Origin of the sequence: Maricaulis virginensis (genome assembly GCF_027922185.1) — a bacterium.
Taxonomy (GTDB): domain Bacteria; phylum Pseudomonadota; class Alphaproteobacteria; order Caulobacterales; family Maricaulaceae; genus Maricaulis; species Maricaulis virginensis.
This window is the reverse complement of the sequence record NZ_BSFE01000003.1, coordinates 40,521-57,550: the sequence shown is the minus strand read 5'-3', so window position 1 is coordinate 57,550 and position 17,030 is coordinate 40,521. Positions and strand designations below refer to the sequence as shown.

The following is a 17,030-nucleotide window of genomic DNA, read 5'->3' as shown; positions in this document are numbered from 1 at the left end:
CAAGCCAATTGCACTTGCCCCGCGTATCGGCTAAGCCTCCCCGTCTCGCGCACCCATAGCTCAGCTGGATAGAGCGCTGCCCTCCGAAGGCGGATGTCAAGTCTGGCAATGGCTCGTGGCGGTCGAAGAAAGAAGTGACTAAACAACGGCTTGAGCGGATATCGGGTTCGCTCTTCATGTCGACGAAAATCTCGCGTAAGCATGGCGTAAGCATCTCGCGAACGGTATGCACCCGTAGCTCAGCTGGATAGAGCGCCGCCCTCCGAAGGCGGAGGCCAGAGGTTCGAATCCTCTCGGGTGCGCCACTTTTCTCCATAAAATCAGCATATTAAAAATTTCCATGAATCGGGAAATAGTGCTTACGCGGTGCTTACGTGGCCATTTTGCGGAAGCAAGCGGCTCACTCGGGCGCGCTGAAAAGTGCATCGACCCGTTCGGTTCCGACGTGCCTGTGGGTTCGGATCTCACCTGCCCCAGCAATCAGAGCCCGATGGAGCGCGGTCCGAACGATTCGAACACTCAATATATTCCGTTCGACGACCAGATGGTGGCGGTCCGCTACGATCCGGCTGAAAACCGGATTTCGCTTCTGGGATCGACGCCGATCGCCTCTCGCGGCCGCACTGGAACAACGCCCACAATTGTCGAGGCGGGCGGGCGCCGCCTCGTCGTGGCCGTGGGCGCGCGCTGCGCCGTGGAAGATGTCTGGACGGGCGCGATCCGCTGTGATCGTCAGGACCGTTCGGCTTCACGGCTGGTCGCGTTGCCGCTTCCGGTTGGTCCCCCCCGCGCCGCTGATATCCGATCTGCCAGATTTAATCGACACAATCGAGAATTCGCCGGCCGCGCTCGACGACCAGATCGTCGTCGCAACTATTCCGGATATACGCCGGATGGACCGGAAGACGGCGAGTCCGACCGCGCCACCGGTATCGCGATTATGCAATAGGATGAGACTGCCGGGAATTCCAAGCTCGCCTGGGCGCGTGAGGATCTCCAGATCAGCGGAGTAACGACGATCAGTGAACCCCAAGGCTCGTTTACGGGTCGGGAAGCGAACCCGACCGCCGGATCTGGTTCTACGGTCTACGCCTGTCGGATGGGGCCACCGCCCTTCGCGTGCTGATCGGTCCAAACTAGAAGGACGGGGACGAGGCGGGTATTTTCGACGGCGGAAACAATACTGTGATCGCCGACGATGACTCGGCGATCTTTCCCGGCGGCGAGAGCGTGGTGCGTATACGCGACCGTTAGAATAGCCGAGGGAGATTGCTTTTAGATGAGAGCTGTCAGCGGAGCTTGATGAGCATCCGCGACAGCGCCGCGGTCTCGCCGGTGTCGAGCTTTTCCGCGAAATGCGCCGCGATGGCTTTCCGGTAGACTGGCCACATTCGCTGTAGCAAGCCGCGCCCCGCAGAGTCGATCTTGAGAATCTGTCCGCGTCCGTCATCGGAACAATCCTCGCGCTCGATATAGCCCGCTTTTGCCAGCCGGTCGGTAAGTCTCGACATGTTGTACTGAGCCAACAGCATACGTTCCTGAAGCTGATAGGGACGCAGCCCATCGGGCCGCGCACGCTCCAACTCCAGAAGTGCGTCGTACCAAGAGAGCGGCGGCAGGTCCGCTGCCTTCAGATCAGCTTCAACCTTCGAGAGCACGGCCTGCGAGATACGGACCAGCCGCGCCCAGGCTGTCACGGTTTCATCAGAGAGATCGCGCTTTTCGTTTGGCATGAGCCTTCATACCAACAAGATGCAGTTGCATCAAGATTGACGGTGCATGCATGTGCATGTATATGTCGATTCATCTGCATCAAGGAGATCCGCATGCTACTCGACCCCAAGATTGCGCCCTTCGCCGTCACGCTGCTGCGCGTGGCGCTGGGCGTCATGTTCATCGCGCACAGCCTGTTACTGAAGCTGTTCGTCTTCACGCTGCCGGGCACGGCCCAGTTCTTCACATCGATCGGTTTGCCGGGGTGGTTCGCCTATGTCGTTTTCGCCGCCGAGGCGGTCGGAGGGATACTTCTGGTGCTCGGTATACAGACGCGCTGGGTCGCCCTCGGCCTTGCACCGATCCTCGCCGGCGCGACCTGGGCGCATTGGGGCAACGGCTGGATGTTCGGGTACGAGAATGGCGGCTGGGAATATCCGCTTTACCTGACGCTGCTGGCCGTCTGCCAATTCATGCTCGGCGACGGACGCTACGCGCTCGTTCCCTCGCGTCCCATCGGCGCAGTCATTCCGGCACTTGCTTCGAGAGAGCGGACATGACGGCGAAGCTTACCCTGATCAGCCACCACCTCTGCCCGTATGTTCAGCGTGCGGTCATTGCCCTGACCGAAAAGAAGGTGAAGCACGAACGCGTTTATGTCGATCTCTCCAACAAGCCTGGCTGGTTCGTCGCCCTGTCGCCGCTCGGCAAGACGCCCGTGCTCAAAGTCGGCGAGACGGCGGTCTTCGAATCCGCCGTCATCCTAGAGTATCTTGAGGAGACACAGCGCAAGGCGCTGCACCCGCGCGACCCGCTCGCCAGGGCCGAGCACCGCTCCTGGATCGAATTCGGCTCGGCTGTCCTGGGTGACATCGCCGGCTTCTACAACGCCAAGGACGAGCGGTCCTTTGTTGCGAAAACGGAAGCAATGGCGGCGAAGTTCGCCCGTCTGGAAGACCGCCTCGCCGGCCAATCATGGTTCGGCGGCAAGTCCTTTAGCCTCGTCGATGCCGTGTTCGGGCCGGTCTTTCGCTACTTCGACACTTTCGACAGGATCGGCGATTTCGGCGTGCTGGCGGGCAAACCCAAACTGGCTGCTTGGCGTGCATTTCTTGCAGAGAGACCGTCGATCCGGTCGGCAGTGCCCGATGACTATGATGCGCGCCTCTGGACTTTCCTGAAGGCGCGAAACTCCCACCTCACGGGTCTGATGAGCGTCGAAGCAGGTGAGGTACTCCCTGGGAGTCCTGCTCGATTGTAGCGGTATGACTCGGGCTCTCAGACATTTCCGGCGCGTCGAGCTATATGATTTCGAAGTGTTTCTCTCGGTTGCTGAGGCTGGCAGTTTCCGAAAGGCCGCAGTTTTACTTGGCGTCGCTCAATCGGCGGTGACGCGCCGTATTCAAAAACTGGAGAACATGCTTGGCGTTTCTCTGTTCGAACGCTGGCAGGGCGGTGCTCGGCTTACCCGTGCCGGCACGCGCTTCGCCGACGACACCAGAGAGATCGCTAGTCGTTTCGATGCCGCCATATTCACCGCACAGGCTGCAGGAGTCGCCGACAACGGCGAATTGCGCGTGGGCGTTATAGCGTCTCTCTCTCATGGTTCTGTGAGAAACCTCATCGAATCATTCCTGCACGCTCATGCGCAAATTGACGTCAGTTTCAGTGAGTCTCACAGGAACAGGCTTCTATCACAGCTCAGTCACCGGGCCATTGATGTAGTGATTGCGGCTGGCGAACCGCCCGCCGAACTTGGGGACAGCCTCTTGCTCGACCGCGAAAACGTCTTTCTCGCGGTTGCCACCGACAGTCCTTATGCCAAAAGAGATCGCCTCGCTTGGGCCGATGTCGGCGACGCCGCCTTCATCGTCAGTACGCACGAACCAGGTCCTGAGATCCATGACTATATTGTACGTCACCTCAGCGATCTCGGACGCTCGGCGACAGTTCGGCGGCATCAACTCGGCCGGGAAGGGATCATGAACCTGGTCGGGCTTGGAGTCGGCATCAGCTTGGTCGCCGATCACTGGCGCGGCGTCCATTACCCGAACGTTGCCTTCGTTCCAATCGGCGAAGTGGACGAGACCGTTCCCTTCTCCATTACCTGGCGTCCCGAGAACGACAATCCCGCGCTCAGGCGGTTTCTGAGCCTGGCGCGGATCGAGGCGAAGCGGAGCGGCGCTCTTTTCTGAGCTTTGCGAACGCGCGATCCGTCGCCATGAACCTCGAAAGCATGGGCGCGATGAGCTTGGCCGGTTCGAGGGTCTGGCCGGTCTCGCGCGCCAAGACCTCGGCATAGGCGGCGAGGTCGCGGTGGACATCGGCGGGCAGTTCGACCGTCAGCTTGACGGGCTTGTCGTCGGGGATCGCGCCAAGCTTGAGTTTCGTCATCGTCAGTCTCCTAACGGCTCCAGGATCAGGTCCCGCGTCACCATGACCCGCACCGGGAAGCCCGGTTGGATCGTGAGCGTCGGCGGGATCTGGAGCTGGCGTCGCACGATCTCCTCGCCCGTGCGACCGATCGTGTCCTGGGTTCCCTCGCGGATCGCGCGGGCGATGTCGCTGTCATCGTCGCGCCCGGTCTCGAGGCCGATGTTGAGCACCGTGGCCAAGCCCGCGGCAAGGAACACCCGACCCCAATGGTTGTCGACCCGGTCCTGGAGGCCCGCATAGCCCGCCTCGTCGGTGCCGGGCTGGCGTTCGAGGACGATCGACCGCCCGTCGGGCAGGATGAGCCGCGTCCAGGCCAGCAGCAGCCGCGATTGGCCGGCGGCGACGCGGCTATCGTATTCGCCGAGGAGGCGGGATCCCTGCGGGATGAGCAGGAACCGCCCCGTCGGGCTGTCGTAGACATTGGCGGTGACCTGGGCGCTGATCTGGCCCGGCAGGTCGGAGCGCAGGCCGGTGAGTAGCGCCGCCTCGATCACCGACCCCGCCTGCAGTACGTAGGGGCTCGGCGGCGGTTGCAGCCTGTCGGCGGCGGTGGTGCGGCGATCCACCTCGCGGTTCAGGAAGTCTTCTCTGCGGTCCGTTTCGTCGAGCTGCGTTGCCTGCTGCGCCGTGGCCGGGAACAACGCGCCAAACTCTCCTGCCGGAGGCGCGACCGTACTCCTTGGAGGCGCGGCCGCGTTCACGGCGGTGTTGGCCTCGGCGAACAGGCGGCTCAGTCGGGCAGCTTCCTCCTCCTGCATGCGGAGTTGCTCCGCAGGATCGACCGCCGGCGCCGCCGGTGTGAACACCGGTGGGACCGGCGTGCCCCGCCGCTGCGCCGAGAGGACCGGACGACCGAGTTCGCCCGGCAACGGCGGGCCGAGTTGCGGCACTTGGCCATAATCGCTCGGAAGCCCGATCAGGCCCTCAGCCTGCTGGACACGCTCGGTCGAGAACAGCTCGGCCGGTCCGTCGATCGAGCCCCCGTCCTGCAGCGCGACGATCAGGATTGCCGCTAGCCCGAGCCCGCCTGCGCCGGCGAGCACCGCGATGGCTCTCCGCGACAGCCGCATGACGCGGGGCGGATCGGGTCGCAGGCGGAGTTCGGCGGCGATGTCCTTCTCGGAGCGCGGCGTATCTCGGATCGGTTGGCGCCCCGCTTCCTTCTCTTCCCGGTCGGTTTCAGGATTGCTCATGGCGCTCACCGATCATCGTCCGGCCGCGAGGCCGAGACGACCGTTTCATCCCGGTGCGCGCCGCGCCTGACCCCATCGGTGCGCACGATCCGCACGGCGCGCTGACGATCGCCGAGACGCAGCTCGGCAGCGGCAAACAGCCGGTCGACCACCATGTAGTTGCGGCGGATGCGGTAGTTCACGAGCTGGCCTTCGCCCTCGGGTCCGATCACGAAGAGCGGTGGCATCTCGCCCTGACCGATGCCGCGCGGGAACTCGATGAAGACCTGCCGCCCATCGTCGAAGGCACGGCGCGGGCGCCAGGGCGGCCGGTCGCCCTCGATCCGATAGCGGAAGTTGAGATCCTCGAGCGCAACCTCGCGGGAGATCGGCAGTGCGGCCTCGGCCTCGCCATTCCGGCGGCGCAGCGCGATCAGCGCGTCCTCGGCATAGGTCCAGGAGACCGACGCCATGTAAGCCGATGGCGTGGCGCGCAGCTCGAGGTGATAGGTCCGCCGGTCGGTGTTGATGACGAGGTTGGTGGTGAGATCGGGGCGGGTCGGCTTGACGAGGATATGGATGCGGCGGCTCTCGCCGGACCCGCTCTCGGTGTCGCCGATGATCCAGCGCGCGGTGTCGCCGGCGGCGATCGGACCGGAACCGACGAGGCTTTCGCCGGGCTGCAGCGCGATGTCGGTGATCTGTCCGGGCGACGTGTAAACCTGATAGAGCGCGCCGGCGGAATACGGATAGAGTTGCACGGCGTTGATGAACCCGTCGCGCACCGGTTCGATGCGCGCAGCGGCGTTGGCCTGGTCGATCCGCTCGGCAGGTTCCGCGGCCTCGGGCGGACGGTCGTCGGCATCCACGCGCATGAGCTGGCCGGGAAGAGGCAGCGGTTCGGGGCGCTCGACGATCTCGGCCGGGCGCAGGGGATCGGCGATGAGCGTCGCGGCGACCGGATCGTCATAGGCGATCTCGAGCGGGGGGTTCGTGGCGCAGCCCGCGAGGGCTGCGGTGAAGATCAGTGTTGAGATGCGAAGTGTCGCACGGATCGTGTCTGTCATTGGGCGTTCTCCCGTGACCAATTGATGGCGTGCACGAAGACGCCGAGGGGATTCTTGCGGAGCGCCTCCGCGGTGCGCGGCGGCTGCAGGACGACGGTGAGGATGGCGGTCCAGCGCTCGGTGCGGGCGAGCTGTCCATTGAGGTATCGCCGCTCGGTCCAGGCGACGCGGAAACTCGAGTCCGAGGCGCGGATGACCGAGGAGATCTCGACCGCGACCTGTTCGTCGCCGACGCGGGCGAAGGGGTCGTTGACGCGGGCGTAGTCGTTGAGCGCGACCGAGCCGCGGTCGGTGGTGAAGTCGTAGGCGCGCAGCCAGTTCTGCCGCAGCACGATCGGGTCGGCTGGGACCTGGCGGACGTTCTCGACGAAGCGCGCGAGGTGGAAGGCGATCTGCGGATCGGTCGGGCGGAAGTTCTCTGTCGCGGGCGCGACGGCCTGCGCCGCGCCGAGCCGGTCGACTTCGACCACGTAGGGAACGACTGTGCTGCGGGTCGACTGCCAGACCAGCGCGGCGGAGGTGCCCGTGCTAAGGATTAGGCAGCCCATCGCCATGAGCCGCCAGTTGCGCGCCTGGACGCGGGCCGAGCCGATGCGCTCGTCCCAGACCTGGGCGGCCTTCTGATAGGGCGTGACCGGTTCGGGGGTCTTGGAGTATCTGACGCTGGGGCGTTTGAAGAGGCTCATGGTTTCTCCGAGAGGCTGACGGATGTTCCGCCGCCGCCATGGTCGCCGGAGCGGACGACATGGGCGGCGGTGGCGACACCGTGGTGGAGGGATTGCTGGCGTTTCATGCGGCGCGCCCAGGCGGGCGGGCCGTCATTCGCAGGAGCGGGCATCGCGGAAGGGCTGTTCGAGAACTGGCCGCCGGTGGCGGTGAAAGCGGCGCGCGAGCCGGAGCGGTAGCTGTCGCCGAGGCTCTTCTTCAGCGGGTTGATCGCCGCGCTCATGCCGGCCTGGCCGACGGCGGTCATGCCACCCGCGACCTTGCCCGCCGTGGTCGATCCCGACGCCGCGCCGATGCTGTAGGCGGTCGAGGCGCCGCCCGCGACAGCGGCTCCACCCCTGGCGGCGGCCCCCGCGGCGGCGAGTCCCATCTTGGCGCCTGCCGCTCCAGCGACAAGCGTACCGCCAGCCGCGACCGCGGTGCCGACTGCCGCGCCCGCGCCGAGCTGCGGACCGCCGGAGACGATGCCGTTGGCGATGCCGGGGCCGAAGATACCGAGCGCGAGGAGCGACAGCGCCCCGAGCACGACGGCCATCGCGTCCTCGATGGTCGGCTCGACCGCGAATCCGGCGGTGAACTCGCCGAAGATCGTGGATCCGATCCCGACGATTACCGCGAGCACCAGCACCTTGACGCCGGAGGAGATGACGAGCCCGAGCACGCGCTCGGCCATGAAGGCGGTCTTGTTGAAAAGACCGAAGGGCACGAGGATGAAGCCCGCGAGCGTCGCGAGCTTGAACTCGATCAGCGTCACGAAGAGCTGGATCGCGAGGATGAAGAAGGCGAGCACGACGACGATCCAGGCGAACATCAGGATCGCGATCTGGATGAAGTTCTCGAAGAAGGAGACGAAGCCCATGAGGTCGGCGATCGAAGCGAGGATCGGCTGTCCCGCTTCGAGTCCGACCTCGGCGATCCGGCCGGGCTGCAGGAGTTCCGCGGCGCTGATGCTGCCGCCGGTGGCGACAAGCCCGAGCCCGGCGAAGCTCTCGAAGACGATGCGCGCAAGCGCGTTCCAGTTGCCGATGATGTAGGCGAAGATGCCGACGAAGAGCGTCTTCTTGACGAGCCGGCCGATGATGTCGTCATCGGCGCCCCAGGCCCAGAAGAGTGCGGCGAGCGTCACGTCGATGACGATGAGCGTGGTCGCGAGGAAGGCGACGTCGCCCGCGAGCAGGCCGAAGCCTGAGTCGATGTAGGAGGCGAAGACCTCCAGGAACCGATCGATGACGCCGACGCCGCCCATGTCCTATTCGTCCAGGCCGCGCGGCACCGCGCCGTCGAAGAAGCGACGGCGGTTCTCGGCCCAGGCTTCGCGGCAGGCGGTGTCGGTCACGAGCTCGTCCGGTGTCAGCGCCCGGCAGCGGGCGAGCTCGGCGCGCAGCGGATCGCTGGCGGGGACCGATACCTCGGTGCCCCGCTCCTTCTTCACGGCGTCCTGAAGCTCCATCGCCGCCATGAGGACGACGAGGCCGCCCATGGCGATGGCGATGAGCTTCAGCACCTTCTCGGGACCGGTCCGCATCGCCTCAGCCGCCAAACATGCGCACGGTGGTCGGCTCGTAGCCGGACCCGTAGTCGAGAAACCGCGCGAGGTTCTCGCGGCCCTGCGCCTCGGCCGAGACGCGTCGCGCGGTTTCCAATGTTTGGGCGCGGTTTTGCGCGGCGATCGCGGCGGTGAGGTCGGCGATCTGCCCCGATTGCAGCGCGAGGAGCTGGTTGCCGGCCTGTGCGGCCTGAAGTGCACCGGTCGCCGCCTGGCTCTCTGCGACAAGCGCGCCCATCTCGGCCCGCGCGGTCTCGATGTTGCCGACGACGCCCGCCTGGACCTTGAGCGAATCCTCCAGCCCCGCGACTGAGGTCTCCCAGCGGCCCCGCGCGCCGGCGATCATCTGGTCGAAGTCGCCGCGCGCGGCGGCGGCGCCGTAGTCTTCCGTGAACGCCCGGTCGATCTCGGTGACGTCATGGGCGATGCGCTGCGCTTCGCCAAGGAGTCGCTGCGTCTCCTGGACCGAGGATTGCAGCCGCGACAGCGAGGAATATGGCAGGCTCGCGAGGTTGCGGGCCTGGTTCACCAGCATCTGCGCCTCGTTCTGGAGCTGGGCGATCTGGTTGTTGATCTGCTCCAGCGTCCGCGCGGCGGTCAGCAGGTTCTCTGCGTGGTTGGTCGGATCGTAGACGATGCCGCCAAACCCGCCGAAGAGCGCGTGGGCGGGCGGCGCGGTGGCCGGCGAGAGCGCGATGGCGCTCGACAGCAGCAGCGCCGCGACGGCGCGTCCGGCGAGTTTACGGGTTCTGGTCATGGGTAGTCTCCTTGTCGTGGTTTGCTTCAGGGGTGTTGGGTGATTGCGGCTGCGCGGTCTCGAGGATGGTGTCCGCGGGGCCGAGCAGTTCGACGGCCCAGTCGAGGCCGCGGCGTTCGAGCCAGGCGGCGGCGAACCCGTCGCGCCCATGGTCGGCGAGCGTCTCGTCGATCGCGGCGTGGTCGGATTTGGACGAGGCGGCGGTGAAGGCGAGCGCGACCTCGCCGAGCCCAAGCGCGAAGAGCCGGTTGCCGCGCCGCGACTGGCAGTAATAGTCGCGCTTCGGCAGGCTCCGCGCGACGATCTCGATCTGCCGGTCGTTCAATCCGAACCGGCGATAGATCTCGGCGATCTGCGGCTCGAAGGCGCGTTCGTTGGGCAGGAAGATCCGCGTTGGGCAGCTCTCGACGATCGCGGGCGCAATCGATGAGCCATCGATGTCGGCAAGCGACTGGGTGGCGAAGATCACGCTCGCGTTCTTCTTGCGCAGCGTCTTCAGCCATTCGCGCAGCTGGCCCCCGAAGGTTGTGTCGTCGAGCGCGAGCCAGCCCTCGTCGACGAGGATCAGGCTCGGCCGTCCGGTCAGCCGCGCCTCGATCCGGTGGAAGAGATAGGCGAGCACGGCGGGCGCTGCGGCGGAACCGATCAGCCCCTCGGTCTCGAAGGCCTGGACGTCTGCGCCGCCGAGCGCTTCGCCCTCGGCGTCAAGCAGCCGCCCGAACGGACCGCCGATGCAGAATGGTGCGAGCGCGCGCTTCAGATTGGTCGATTGCAGCAGCACCGAAAGCCCAGTAAGCGTGCGTTCTTCGACCGGCGCCGAGGCGAGCGAGGTGAGCGCCGACCACAGATGGTCGCGCTCGACCGGATCGACGGTCACCCCTTCCCGGGCGAGGAGACCCGCGAGCCAATCCTGCGCCCAGGCGCGGTCGGCCGCGTCATCGATCCGGGCGAGCGGCTGCAGCTGGACCGCGGCCTCGTCCGCTGACAGCGCGGTGCCGAGATCCTCCCAGTCGCCGCCCATCGCGAGCGTCGCGCAGCGGATCGAGCCGCCGAAGTCGAAGGCGAAGACCTGCGCGCCCGCATAGCGGCGGAACTGCAGCGCCATCAGGGCGAGGAGCACCGACTTGCCCGCGCCGGTCGGTCCGACGACGAGCGTGTGGCCGACATCACCGACATGGGTCGAGAACCGGAACGGGGTCGAACCCTCGGTTTCGGCGTAGAAGAGCGGCGGGCCACCGAGATGATCGTTCCTTGCCGGCCCGGCCCAGACCGCCGAGATCGGGATCATGTGCGCGAGGTTGAGCGTCGAGACAGGTGGCTGGCGGACATTGGCGTAAAGGTGTCCGGGGAGCGAACCCAGCCAGGCCTCGAGCGCGTTCAGCGTTTCCGGGATGCAGGTGAAGTCGCGACCCTGGACGACCTTCTCGGCGGCCTTGAGTTTGGCCTCGGCCGTGCGTTGGTCCGTATCCCAAACGGTGATCGTGGCGGTGACATAGGCTGCGCCCACGAGGTCCGACCCGAGCTCCTGCAGCGCCTCGTCGGCATCGAGCGCCTTGTTGGCGGCGTCGCTGTCGAGGAGCGTTGAGGCCTCGTTGGTCATCACCTCCTTGAGGATCGCGGCGACAGACTTCCTCTTGGCGAACCACTGACGGCGGATGCGGCCGAAGAGCTTGGTCGCATCGGTCTTGTCGAGGCAGATGGCGCGGGTCGCCCAGCGATACTCGAAGGCGAGGCCGTTCAGCTCGTCGAGCAGGCCGGGCCAGGTCGCAGTCGGGAAGCCGATGATGGAGAGTGTGCGGAGATGCGCGTCCCCGAGGCTTGGTGCCAGCCCGCCGACCAGCGGCTCGTCGGCTAATAGCGCGTCGAGATGCATCGGTGTCTCGGGAACGCGCACGCGCTGCGCCCGGGTCGACACCGTCGAATGCAGATAGGTCAGCGTGTCTTCGTCGGAGAGCCACTCGGCCTCGGGCATGAGCCCTTCAAGAAGGTCGAGCAGCCGCTCGCTGCGCGAGGTGAAGCTTGCGAGGTGCTCGCGCGGGTTCGCGCCTTTCTCCGGCGCATCCTCATAGAGCCACTTGCCTGCGCGGCTCGCCTCGTCGGCGGGCGGCATCCAGGCGAGCGTGAGATAGTAGCGGCTCTCAAAGTGGCTCGAAGCCTCCTCGAACTGCGCGCGGCGCTCCGCATCGACCAGCGCCGAGACCGGATCGGGGAAGTGCGAGAGTGGGTAGTCGCGCGTCGGCACGCGCTGCGCCTCGACGAACACCGCCCAACCCGAACCCAGCCGCCGGAGCGCGCCATTGAGCCGTCCAGCGGTCGCGACCAGTTCGGCGGGTGTCGAGGAGTCGAGATCGGGGCCGCGAAACCGCGCCGAGCGCTGCAGGCTGCCGTCCTTGTTGAGGACGACGCCTTCGCCCACCAGCGCAGCCCAGGGCAGGAAGTCGGCGAGGAGCGAGACCTTCGAGCGGTATTCGGCGAGGCGCATCATCGGCTCAGACTCCGAACCAGGTCGGGAAGCGCAGATGCCGCCGCGCGACATCGACGATCTGCGCGTCGCGCTTCGCCGCCCAGACCGCCAGCAGGTGGCCGACCAGCCAGACCACGAGCCCGACCACCCAGAGCCGGAGGCCGAGACCGACCGCGGCGGCGAGCGTGCCGTTGGCGATCGCCCAGGTGCGCGGGGCTCCGCCCAGCAGGATCGGTTCGGTCAGCGCGCGATGCACCGGCGCGGTGAAGCCGGGGATGCCGGACCCGTCCATCACACCAGCGCCCCGCCGCCGAAGGAGAAGAAGGACAGGAAGAAGCTCGACGCGGCGAAGGCGATCGAGAGGCCGAAGACGATCTGCACCAGCCGGCGGAAGCCGCCACTCGTGTCGCCAAAAGCGAGCGTGAGACCGGTGATAATGATGATGATCACCGCGACGATCTTGGCGACCGGCCCTTCGATCGATTCCAGGATCGACTGAAGCGGCGCTTCCCAGGGCATGCCAGACCCGGCGGCGTGAGCCGGATCGGCGGCGAGCAGGAGGCCGAGCGCCAGGGCACTCACATAGTAGGGCCAGCGGGGATAGAGGGTCGTGGATCGGGTCACTTGTCGTGTCCTTTCGGGTGGCTGAGGAGAGGTTCGATTGCGTAATCGCCGGCGTCATCGAGGTCGGTGACGCGGGCGAGCTCGGCGAGGCGGCGATCGGTCCCGCGACCGGCAAGCACGGCGATCATGTCGATGGTCTCGGCGATCAGCGCGCGCGGGACGGTGACGACGGCTTCCTGGATGAGCTGTTCGAGGCGGCGGAGCGCGCCGAGGGCGGTGCCCGCATGGATCGTCCCGATCCCGCCGGGATGGCCCGTGCCCCAGGCCTTGAGGAGATCGAGGGCCTCCGCGCCCCGTACCTCGCCGATCGGGATGCGGTCGGGGCGGAGGCGCAGCGAGGAGCGCACGAGATCAGAAAGCGTCGCGACACCGTCCTTGGTGCGCAGCGCCACGAGGTTGGGGGTCAGGCATTGCAGCTCGCGCGTGTCCTCGATCAGGACGACGCGGTCAGAGGTCTTCGCCACCTCGGCGAGGAGCGCGTTGGTGAGCGTGGTCTTGCCGGTCGAGGTTCCGCCGGCGACGAGGATGTTGGCGCGGGATGCGACGGCTTCGCGTAGCGCCTCGGCCGCGCTGTCATCCATGATCCCGGCGGCGACGTAGTCGGCGAGCGTGAACACGGCGACGGCGGGCTTGCGGATCGCGAAGGCGGGCGCGGCGACGACCGGCGGCAGCAGCCCCTCGAACCGCTCCCCCGTCCCGGGCAGCTCGGCCGAAACGCGCGGAGATCCCGCATGGACCTCGGCCCCGACATGGTGCGCGACGAGGCGGACGATCCGCTCGCCGTCCGCCGCCGAGAGCCGCTCGCCCGTATCCGAGAGCCCGTCACCGAGCCGGTCGATCCAGAGCCGACCGTCGGGATTGAGCATCACCTCGATGACACCCGGGTCCGCGAGCCAGGCGGAGACATCCGGCCCAAGCGCCGTCCGGAGCATGCGGGAGCCGCGCTCGATCGCTTCTGATTTGAGAGTGTGGACGGTCACTGGCGGCCCCGCATCTGGTTACGGGGTCGATCAAGAAGACCGTTATCGGCGCTTCAGCAACAGTGGTGTTGGAGTAGTAGTGTGGCGGCGCGTGAAGGCAGGCGAAAGGTTCGGGGCGATCCTAGGCGACCGGGTCAGAGGTCTGCTGTGCGGACATAGCGGTCGTTCAAAAGAATGGAAGCGGCCCCGGAAAACCCCCGACCGGAACCCAATGGGTGAGCAACTCTTGTCCGGGGCGCCAATAGTGCAGCAGGAATGCTGGTGGTTCGATGAATGATGCAGGCTCGGCGTCTTCCGTCAAACGGAGCGCGATTGAGGTTGCGGTGCTTGGTGCAGTCATCAGCACGGTTCCCCCAAAGCTTGCCTGCATGAAGCGATGAATATGCCCGCAGAGAACGCGCTCGACATTCCGGTGTTGCCGCAGCAGCTCGGAAAGTCGCTCGCCCCGCAAGCATTTGTATGCGTCGATATAGGCAATCCCACTGTTGATCGGGGGCTGATGCATCAGCAGGATAGTCGGCCGGTCCGGGTGTTCGATCAGTCGGTATCGAAGCCAGTCGAGCGCTTCGTCCCCGATATCCCCGTGATGCCGACCGGGCACCGTCACATCGAAACCGATTACCCAAATGGGCCACCGATCCCTGGTGTCGAAGTGCAGTGGGCCGGAAGCGGCGATGTAATCTGCGCCTCGAAAGCACCGCCGGAAGCCTTCTCGCTCATCATGATTTCCGGGGATCGCATAGACCGGCTGGCGTAATCTTCTTAGGGCGACCCGGACGGTTTCATATTCAGCCTCCGTCCCCTCGTCGACCAGATCGCCGCCTATGATCACGATATCGGGCGCAGGCCTAAGTGCCGAAAGCGTCCGTATCGCGAGATCGAACATCACATTGGAATCGACCAATCCCTGATAGAGATGTCCCTTCTGCCTCAGATGGGGGTCGGAAAGATGAGCAATCAGCATTTCGCCCCCACCCCGGCTATGACGTTGATTTTCAACAAAGCATGTAGACTACAAACATGCAATATCGACTGCCAGCTTTGGGCTCCAAGCGGACCTTCGCCGCGACAAAGAGCGGTAAGTGGGCGCGTATAGAGGCTCAACTACCACGCTCCTCCGAGACTTCCTTCGCCAGCGTCCCTCCCTTCGCGAGCCTCCGGGCGAGCGTCTCGACGAACCCTTCATAGCGCTCGCGCCCGCTCGCCTGCGCTGCCTCGCGCATCGTGTCGGGCAGCGGCGGTGTGGTGCTCAGCCAGAACTTTACGAACAGCGCGACCGCCTCGTTGCCGATGGTGACATCGCGCTCTAGCCGTTCCACCGCACGGGTAAGCCTGTCGAGCCTGCGGACGATCGCTGCCTCTCGCTGGTCGGCGCCGTCGGGCGAGAGAAACGCGGCGAGCGCGGCTTCGACGATCTGCGATTTCGAGACCTTGCGGCGCGCGGCAAGCGCCTCCAGCTCGGCCGAAAGCGCGGCGTCGAAATAGACGTTGAGACGATCTTTTCTCATTCTTTTTCCTCTCCCGGCCATCGCTCAGAGCTCGATCCGGTCATCGGGATCGAGCGAAGCCTGGCGCGCGACCCCTCGGAACCTGTCTTGCATCGCCCGTGCGCGCTGTGCGTCGTCGTCGGGCTCGTCGTCGAGGCCCGCGAACTCCGCCCGGACAGGCGCGGTCTCGGGCGCGATTGCCTCGTGTTCGGGCAGCGTGGGCTCGCGGCGCACGCCGCCATCGCTGTCCTCGTCGCTGCCCGCGCGTTTCTTCTTCGCTGGTGGCGGCGCGGCGATCGGCGGACGCCCGCTCCAATCGTCGGTGGACTGAGCGTTGGAGCCTGGTGTCTCAGAGGAAGGTGACGGCGGCGCGATAATCCGCGCCTTGAACTGTCGGTCCTCATAATACCGCGCCCTCTTCGCGCGCACCGGCGGCGCGCCGGAGACCAGCACGATCTCGTCGGACGGCGGCAGCTGCATCATTTCGCCGGGGGTGAGCAGCGGGCGCGCGGTCTCCTGCCGGGAAACCATGAGATGGCCGAGCCAAGGGCTAAGCCTGTGCCCCGCATAGTTCTTCATGGCCCGCATCTCGGTCGCCGTTCCGAGCGCGTCCGAGACGCGCTTGGCCGTGCGCTCGTCATTGGTCGCGAAGGCGACGCGGACATGGCAGTTGTCGAGGATGGCGTTGTTCTGGCCATAGGCCTTCTCGATCTGGTTGAGGGACTGCGCGATCAGGAACGCCTTCAGCCCATAGCCCGCCATGAAGGCGAGCTGGCTCTCGAAGAAATCGAGCCTGCCGAGCGCGGGGAACTCGTCGAGCATGAGAAGCAGCCGGTGACGCCGACCCTTCGCTTTGAGCTCCTCTGTCAGACGGCGCCCGATCTGGTTGAGCACCAGCCGGACGAGAGGCTTGGTCCGCGAGATGTCCGATGGCGGCACCACGAGGTAGAGCGTCGAGGGTCGGTCGCCGGAAACGAGATCGTCGATCCGCCACTCGCAGCGGCTGGTAACCTTCGCGACGACGGGGTCGCGGTAGAGTCCCAAGAAACTCATCGCGGTCGAGAGCACGCCCGAGCGTTCGTTTTCGGACTTGTTCAGAAGTTCGCGCGCCGCCTGCGCGACCACCGGGTGCGGTCGGTCGCCCAGATGCGGCGTGCGCATCATGGCCGCGAGGGTCGCCTCGATCGGGCGTTTCGGATCGGAGAGGAAGGCGGCGACCCCGGCGAGCGTCTTGTCGGCTTCCGCGTAGAGGACGTGCAGGATGGCACCGACGAGCAGCGAGTGGCTGGTCTTCTCCCAATGGTTCCGGCGTTCGAGCTGGCCTTCCGGATCGACGAGGATGTCGGCGACGTTCTGGACGTCGCGTACTTCGCTGTCGCCGCGGCGGACCTCGAGCAGCGGATTGTAGGCCGCGCTCACCGGATCGGTCGGGTCGAACAGCAGCACGCGAGAGAACCGCGACCGCCAGCCCGCCGTGAGCTGCCAGTTCTCTCCCTTGATGTCGTGGACGATCGCCGAGCCCGGCCAGGTCAGGAGCGAGGGCACGACGAGGCCGACACCCTTGCCCGAGCGGGTCGGCGCGAAGCAGAGCACGTGCTCGGGTCCGTCGTGGCGGAGATAGCGGGCCTCGTAGCGGCCGAGCACGACGCCGTTGTCGCCAAGGAGACCCGCGGCTTCGACATCCTTGCGACTTGCCCAGCGGGCGGAGCCGTAGGTGGTCACGTCGCTCGCCTCGCGGGCGCGCAGGACCGAGAGGAAGATCGCAACGCCAATCGCGGCGATGCCGCCAGTGCCCGCTACGATCGCGCCCTCCATGAAGACGCGCGGCGCGTAGGCGTCATACCAGTACCACCAGACGAAGACGTTCCAAGGCGCGTAGACCGGCAGGCCGAGGATCTCGGTCATCGGTTCTCCCAGTTGAGGCTGGAAGCCGAGGCGGAACGCGACCCATTGCGTCGCCGCCCAGACGAAGAGCAGCGCAACGCTCGTGACGATGACGATCTGGCCCCAGAGGATTTTCGTGGCGGGTGAGGCGTGGCCCTTGGTCATTGGTCGCGC

General features: G+C 66.1%; 19 protein-coding genes and 1 tRNA gene. 5 read left to right on the top strand and 15 right to left on the bottom strand.

What is annotated here, in order from left to right; translation table 11 throughout:
• Positions 1-228: 228 nt before the first annotated feature.
• Both PKE71_RS06420 and PKE71_RS06415 read left to right on the top strand, forming a co-directional pair.
• Positions 229-305: transfer RNA gene (locus tag PKE71_RS06420), tRNA-Arg, on the top strand.
• 35 nt (positions 306-340) lie between these two features.
• Positions 341-949: a hypothetical protein gene (locus tag PKE71_RS06415; protein ID WP_271186120.1), complete on the top strand. Its 609-nt coding sequence runs from the start codon at positions 341-343 to the stop codon at positions 947-949.
• Positions 950-1,289: 340 nt separating this feature from the next.
• On the opposite strand, the gene PKE71_RS06410 is transcribed toward PKE71_RS06415, so the two are convergent.
• Positions 1,290-1,733 carry a MarR family winged helix-turn-helix transcriptional regulator gene (locus PKE71_RS06410; RefSeq protein ID WP_271186119.1) on the bottom strand — a complete coding sequence of 148 codons (444 nt, stop codon included), beginning with the start codon at positions 1,731-1,733 and terminating at the stop codon, positions 1,290-1,292.
• Between the two features lie 93 nt (positions 1,734-1,826).
• Between PKE71_RS06410 and PKE71_RS06405 the strand changes: the two genes are divergently transcribed.
• Genes PKE71_RS06405 through PKE71_RS06395 form a run of 3 tightly spaced genes read left to right on the top strand, consistent with a single transcriptional unit; the run spans position 1,827 to position 3,908 of the window.
• Complete coding sequence (locus PKE71_RS06405; RefSeq protein ID WP_271186118.1) at positions 1,827-2,273, top strand: DoxX family protein; 447 nt, start codon at positions 1,827-1,829, stop codon at positions 2,271-2,273.
• Positions 2,270-2,974, top strand: coding sequence for a glutathione S-transferase family protein (locus PKE71_RS06400; protein WP_271186117.1), 705 nt, complete (start codon positions 2,270-2,272; stop codon positions 2,972-2,974). Before PKE71_RS06405 ends, PKE71_RS06400 begins: the two co-directional genes overlap by 4 nt.
• Before the next feature lie 55 nt (positions 2,975-3,029).
• Positions 3,030-3,908, top strand: coding sequence for a LysR family transcriptional regulator (locus PKE71_RS06395; protein ID WP_271186116.1), 879 nt, complete (start codon positions 3,030-3,032; stop codon positions 3,906-3,908).
• Here PKE71_RS06395 and PKE71_RS06390 read toward each other — a convergent pair.
• The 14 genes from PKE71_RS06390 to PKE71_RS06325 all read right to left on the bottom strand — a co-directional run bounded on the left by PKE71_RS06390 (position 3,850) and on the right by PKE71_RS06325 (position 17,021).
• On the bottom strand, positions 3,850-4,107 hold the full coding sequence (locus PKE71_RS06390) for a DUF2274 domain-containing protein (RefSeq protein WP_271186115.1): 258 nt from the start codon (positions 4,105-4,107) through the stop codon (positions 3,850-3,852). The genes PKE71_RS06395 and PKE71_RS06390 overlap by 59 nt on opposite strands.
• A 2-nt stretch (positions 4,108-4,109) precedes the next feature.
• Complete coding sequence (locus tag PKE71_RS06385; protein ID WP_271186114.1) at positions 4,110-5,342, bottom strand: TrbI/VirB10 family protein; 1,233 nt, start codon at positions 5,340-5,342, stop codon at positions 4,110-4,112.
• Between the two features lie 5 nt (positions 5,343-5,347).
• The gene (trbG, locus tag PKE71_RS06380; RefSeq protein WP_271186113.1) at positions 5,348-6,388 is read right to left on the bottom strand and encodes a P-type conjugative transfer protein TrbG; all 1,041 of its coding nucleotides are present in this window, start codon (positions 6,386-6,388) and stop codon (positions 5,348-5,350) included.
• Positions 6,385-7,074: a conjugal transfer protein TrbF gene (trbF, locus tag PKE71_RS06375; protein ID WP_271186112.1), complete on the bottom strand. Its 690-nt coding sequence runs from the start codon at positions 7,072-7,074 to the stop codon at positions 6,385-6,387. Before trbF ends, trbG begins: the two co-directional genes overlap by 4 nt.
• Positions 7,071-8,360 carry a P-type conjugative transfer protein TrbL gene (gene trbL / locus PKE71_RS06370; protein ID WP_271186111.1) on the bottom strand — a complete coding sequence of 430 codons (1,290 nt, stop codon included), beginning with the start codon at positions 8,358-8,360 and terminating at the stop codon, positions 7,071-7,073. Before trbL ends, trbF begins: the two co-directional genes overlap by 4 nt.
• A 3-nt stretch (positions 8,361-8,363) precedes the next feature.
• Positions 8,364-8,639, bottom strand: a complete 276-nt coding sequence (gene trbK-alt, locus PKE71_RS06365) for a putative entry exclusion protein TrbK-alt (protein WP_271186110.1) — start codon at positions 8,637-8,639, stop codon at positions 8,364-8,366.
• Positions 8,640-8,643: 4 nt separating this feature from the next.
• A complete protein-coding gene (gene trbJ, locus PKE71_RS06360) occupies positions 8,644-9,417 on the bottom strand; it encodes a P-type conjugative transfer protein TrbJ (protein WP_271186109.1) in 774 nt (257 codons plus the stop codon).
• On the bottom strand, positions 9,401-11,902 hold the full coding sequence (trbE, locus tag PKE71_RS06355) for a conjugal transfer protein TrbE (RefSeq protein ID WP_271186108.1): 2,502 nt from the start codon (positions 11,900-11,902) through the stop codon (positions 9,401-9,403). The genes trbJ and trbE overlap by 17 nt, the downstream gene beginning before the upstream one ends.
• A gap of 4 nt (positions 11,903-11,906) precedes the next feature.
• Entirely contained in the window at positions 11,907-12,173 is a 267-nt protein-coding gene (locus tag PKE71_RS06350; RefSeq protein ID WP_271186107.1) for a VirB3 family type IV secretion system protein, read from the bottom strand.
• Entirely contained in the window at positions 12,173-12,463 is a 291-nt protein-coding gene (locus PKE71_RS06345) for a TrbC/VirB2 family protein (RefSeq protein ID WP_271186508.1), read from the bottom strand. Before PKE71_RS06345 ends, PKE71_RS06350 begins: the two co-directional genes overlap by 1 nt.
• Before the next feature lie 38 nt (positions 12,464-12,501).
• Positions 12,502-13,437 (bottom strand): P-type conjugative transfer ATPase TrbB, encoded by a 936-nt coding sequence (trbB, locus tag PKE71_RS06340; RefSeq protein WP_271186507.1) that lies wholly within the window; start codon positions 13,435-13,437, stop codon positions 12,502-12,504.
• A gap of 214 nt (positions 13,438-13,651) precedes the next feature.
• Positions 13,652-14,449, bottom strand: a complete 798-nt coding sequence (locus tag PKE71_RS06335; RefSeq protein WP_271186106.1) for a phosphodiesterase — start codon at positions 14,447-14,449, stop codon at positions 13,652-13,654.
• Between the two features lie 136 nt (positions 14,450-14,585).
• Positions 14,586-14,993 carry a ribbon-helix-helix domain-containing protein gene (locus tag PKE71_RS06330; RefSeq protein WP_271186105.1) on the bottom strand — a complete coding sequence of 136 codons (408 nt, stop codon included), beginning with the start codon at positions 14,991-14,993 and terminating at the stop codon, positions 14,586-14,588.
• Positions 14,994-15,017: 24 nt separating this feature from the next.
• Positions 15,018-17,021: a conjugal transfer protein TraG gene (locus tag PKE71_RS06325; protein ID WP_271186104.1), complete on the bottom strand. Its 2,004-nt coding sequence runs from the start codon at positions 17,019-17,021 to the stop codon at positions 15,018-15,020.
• Positions 17,022-17,030: the final 9 nt, after the last annotated feature.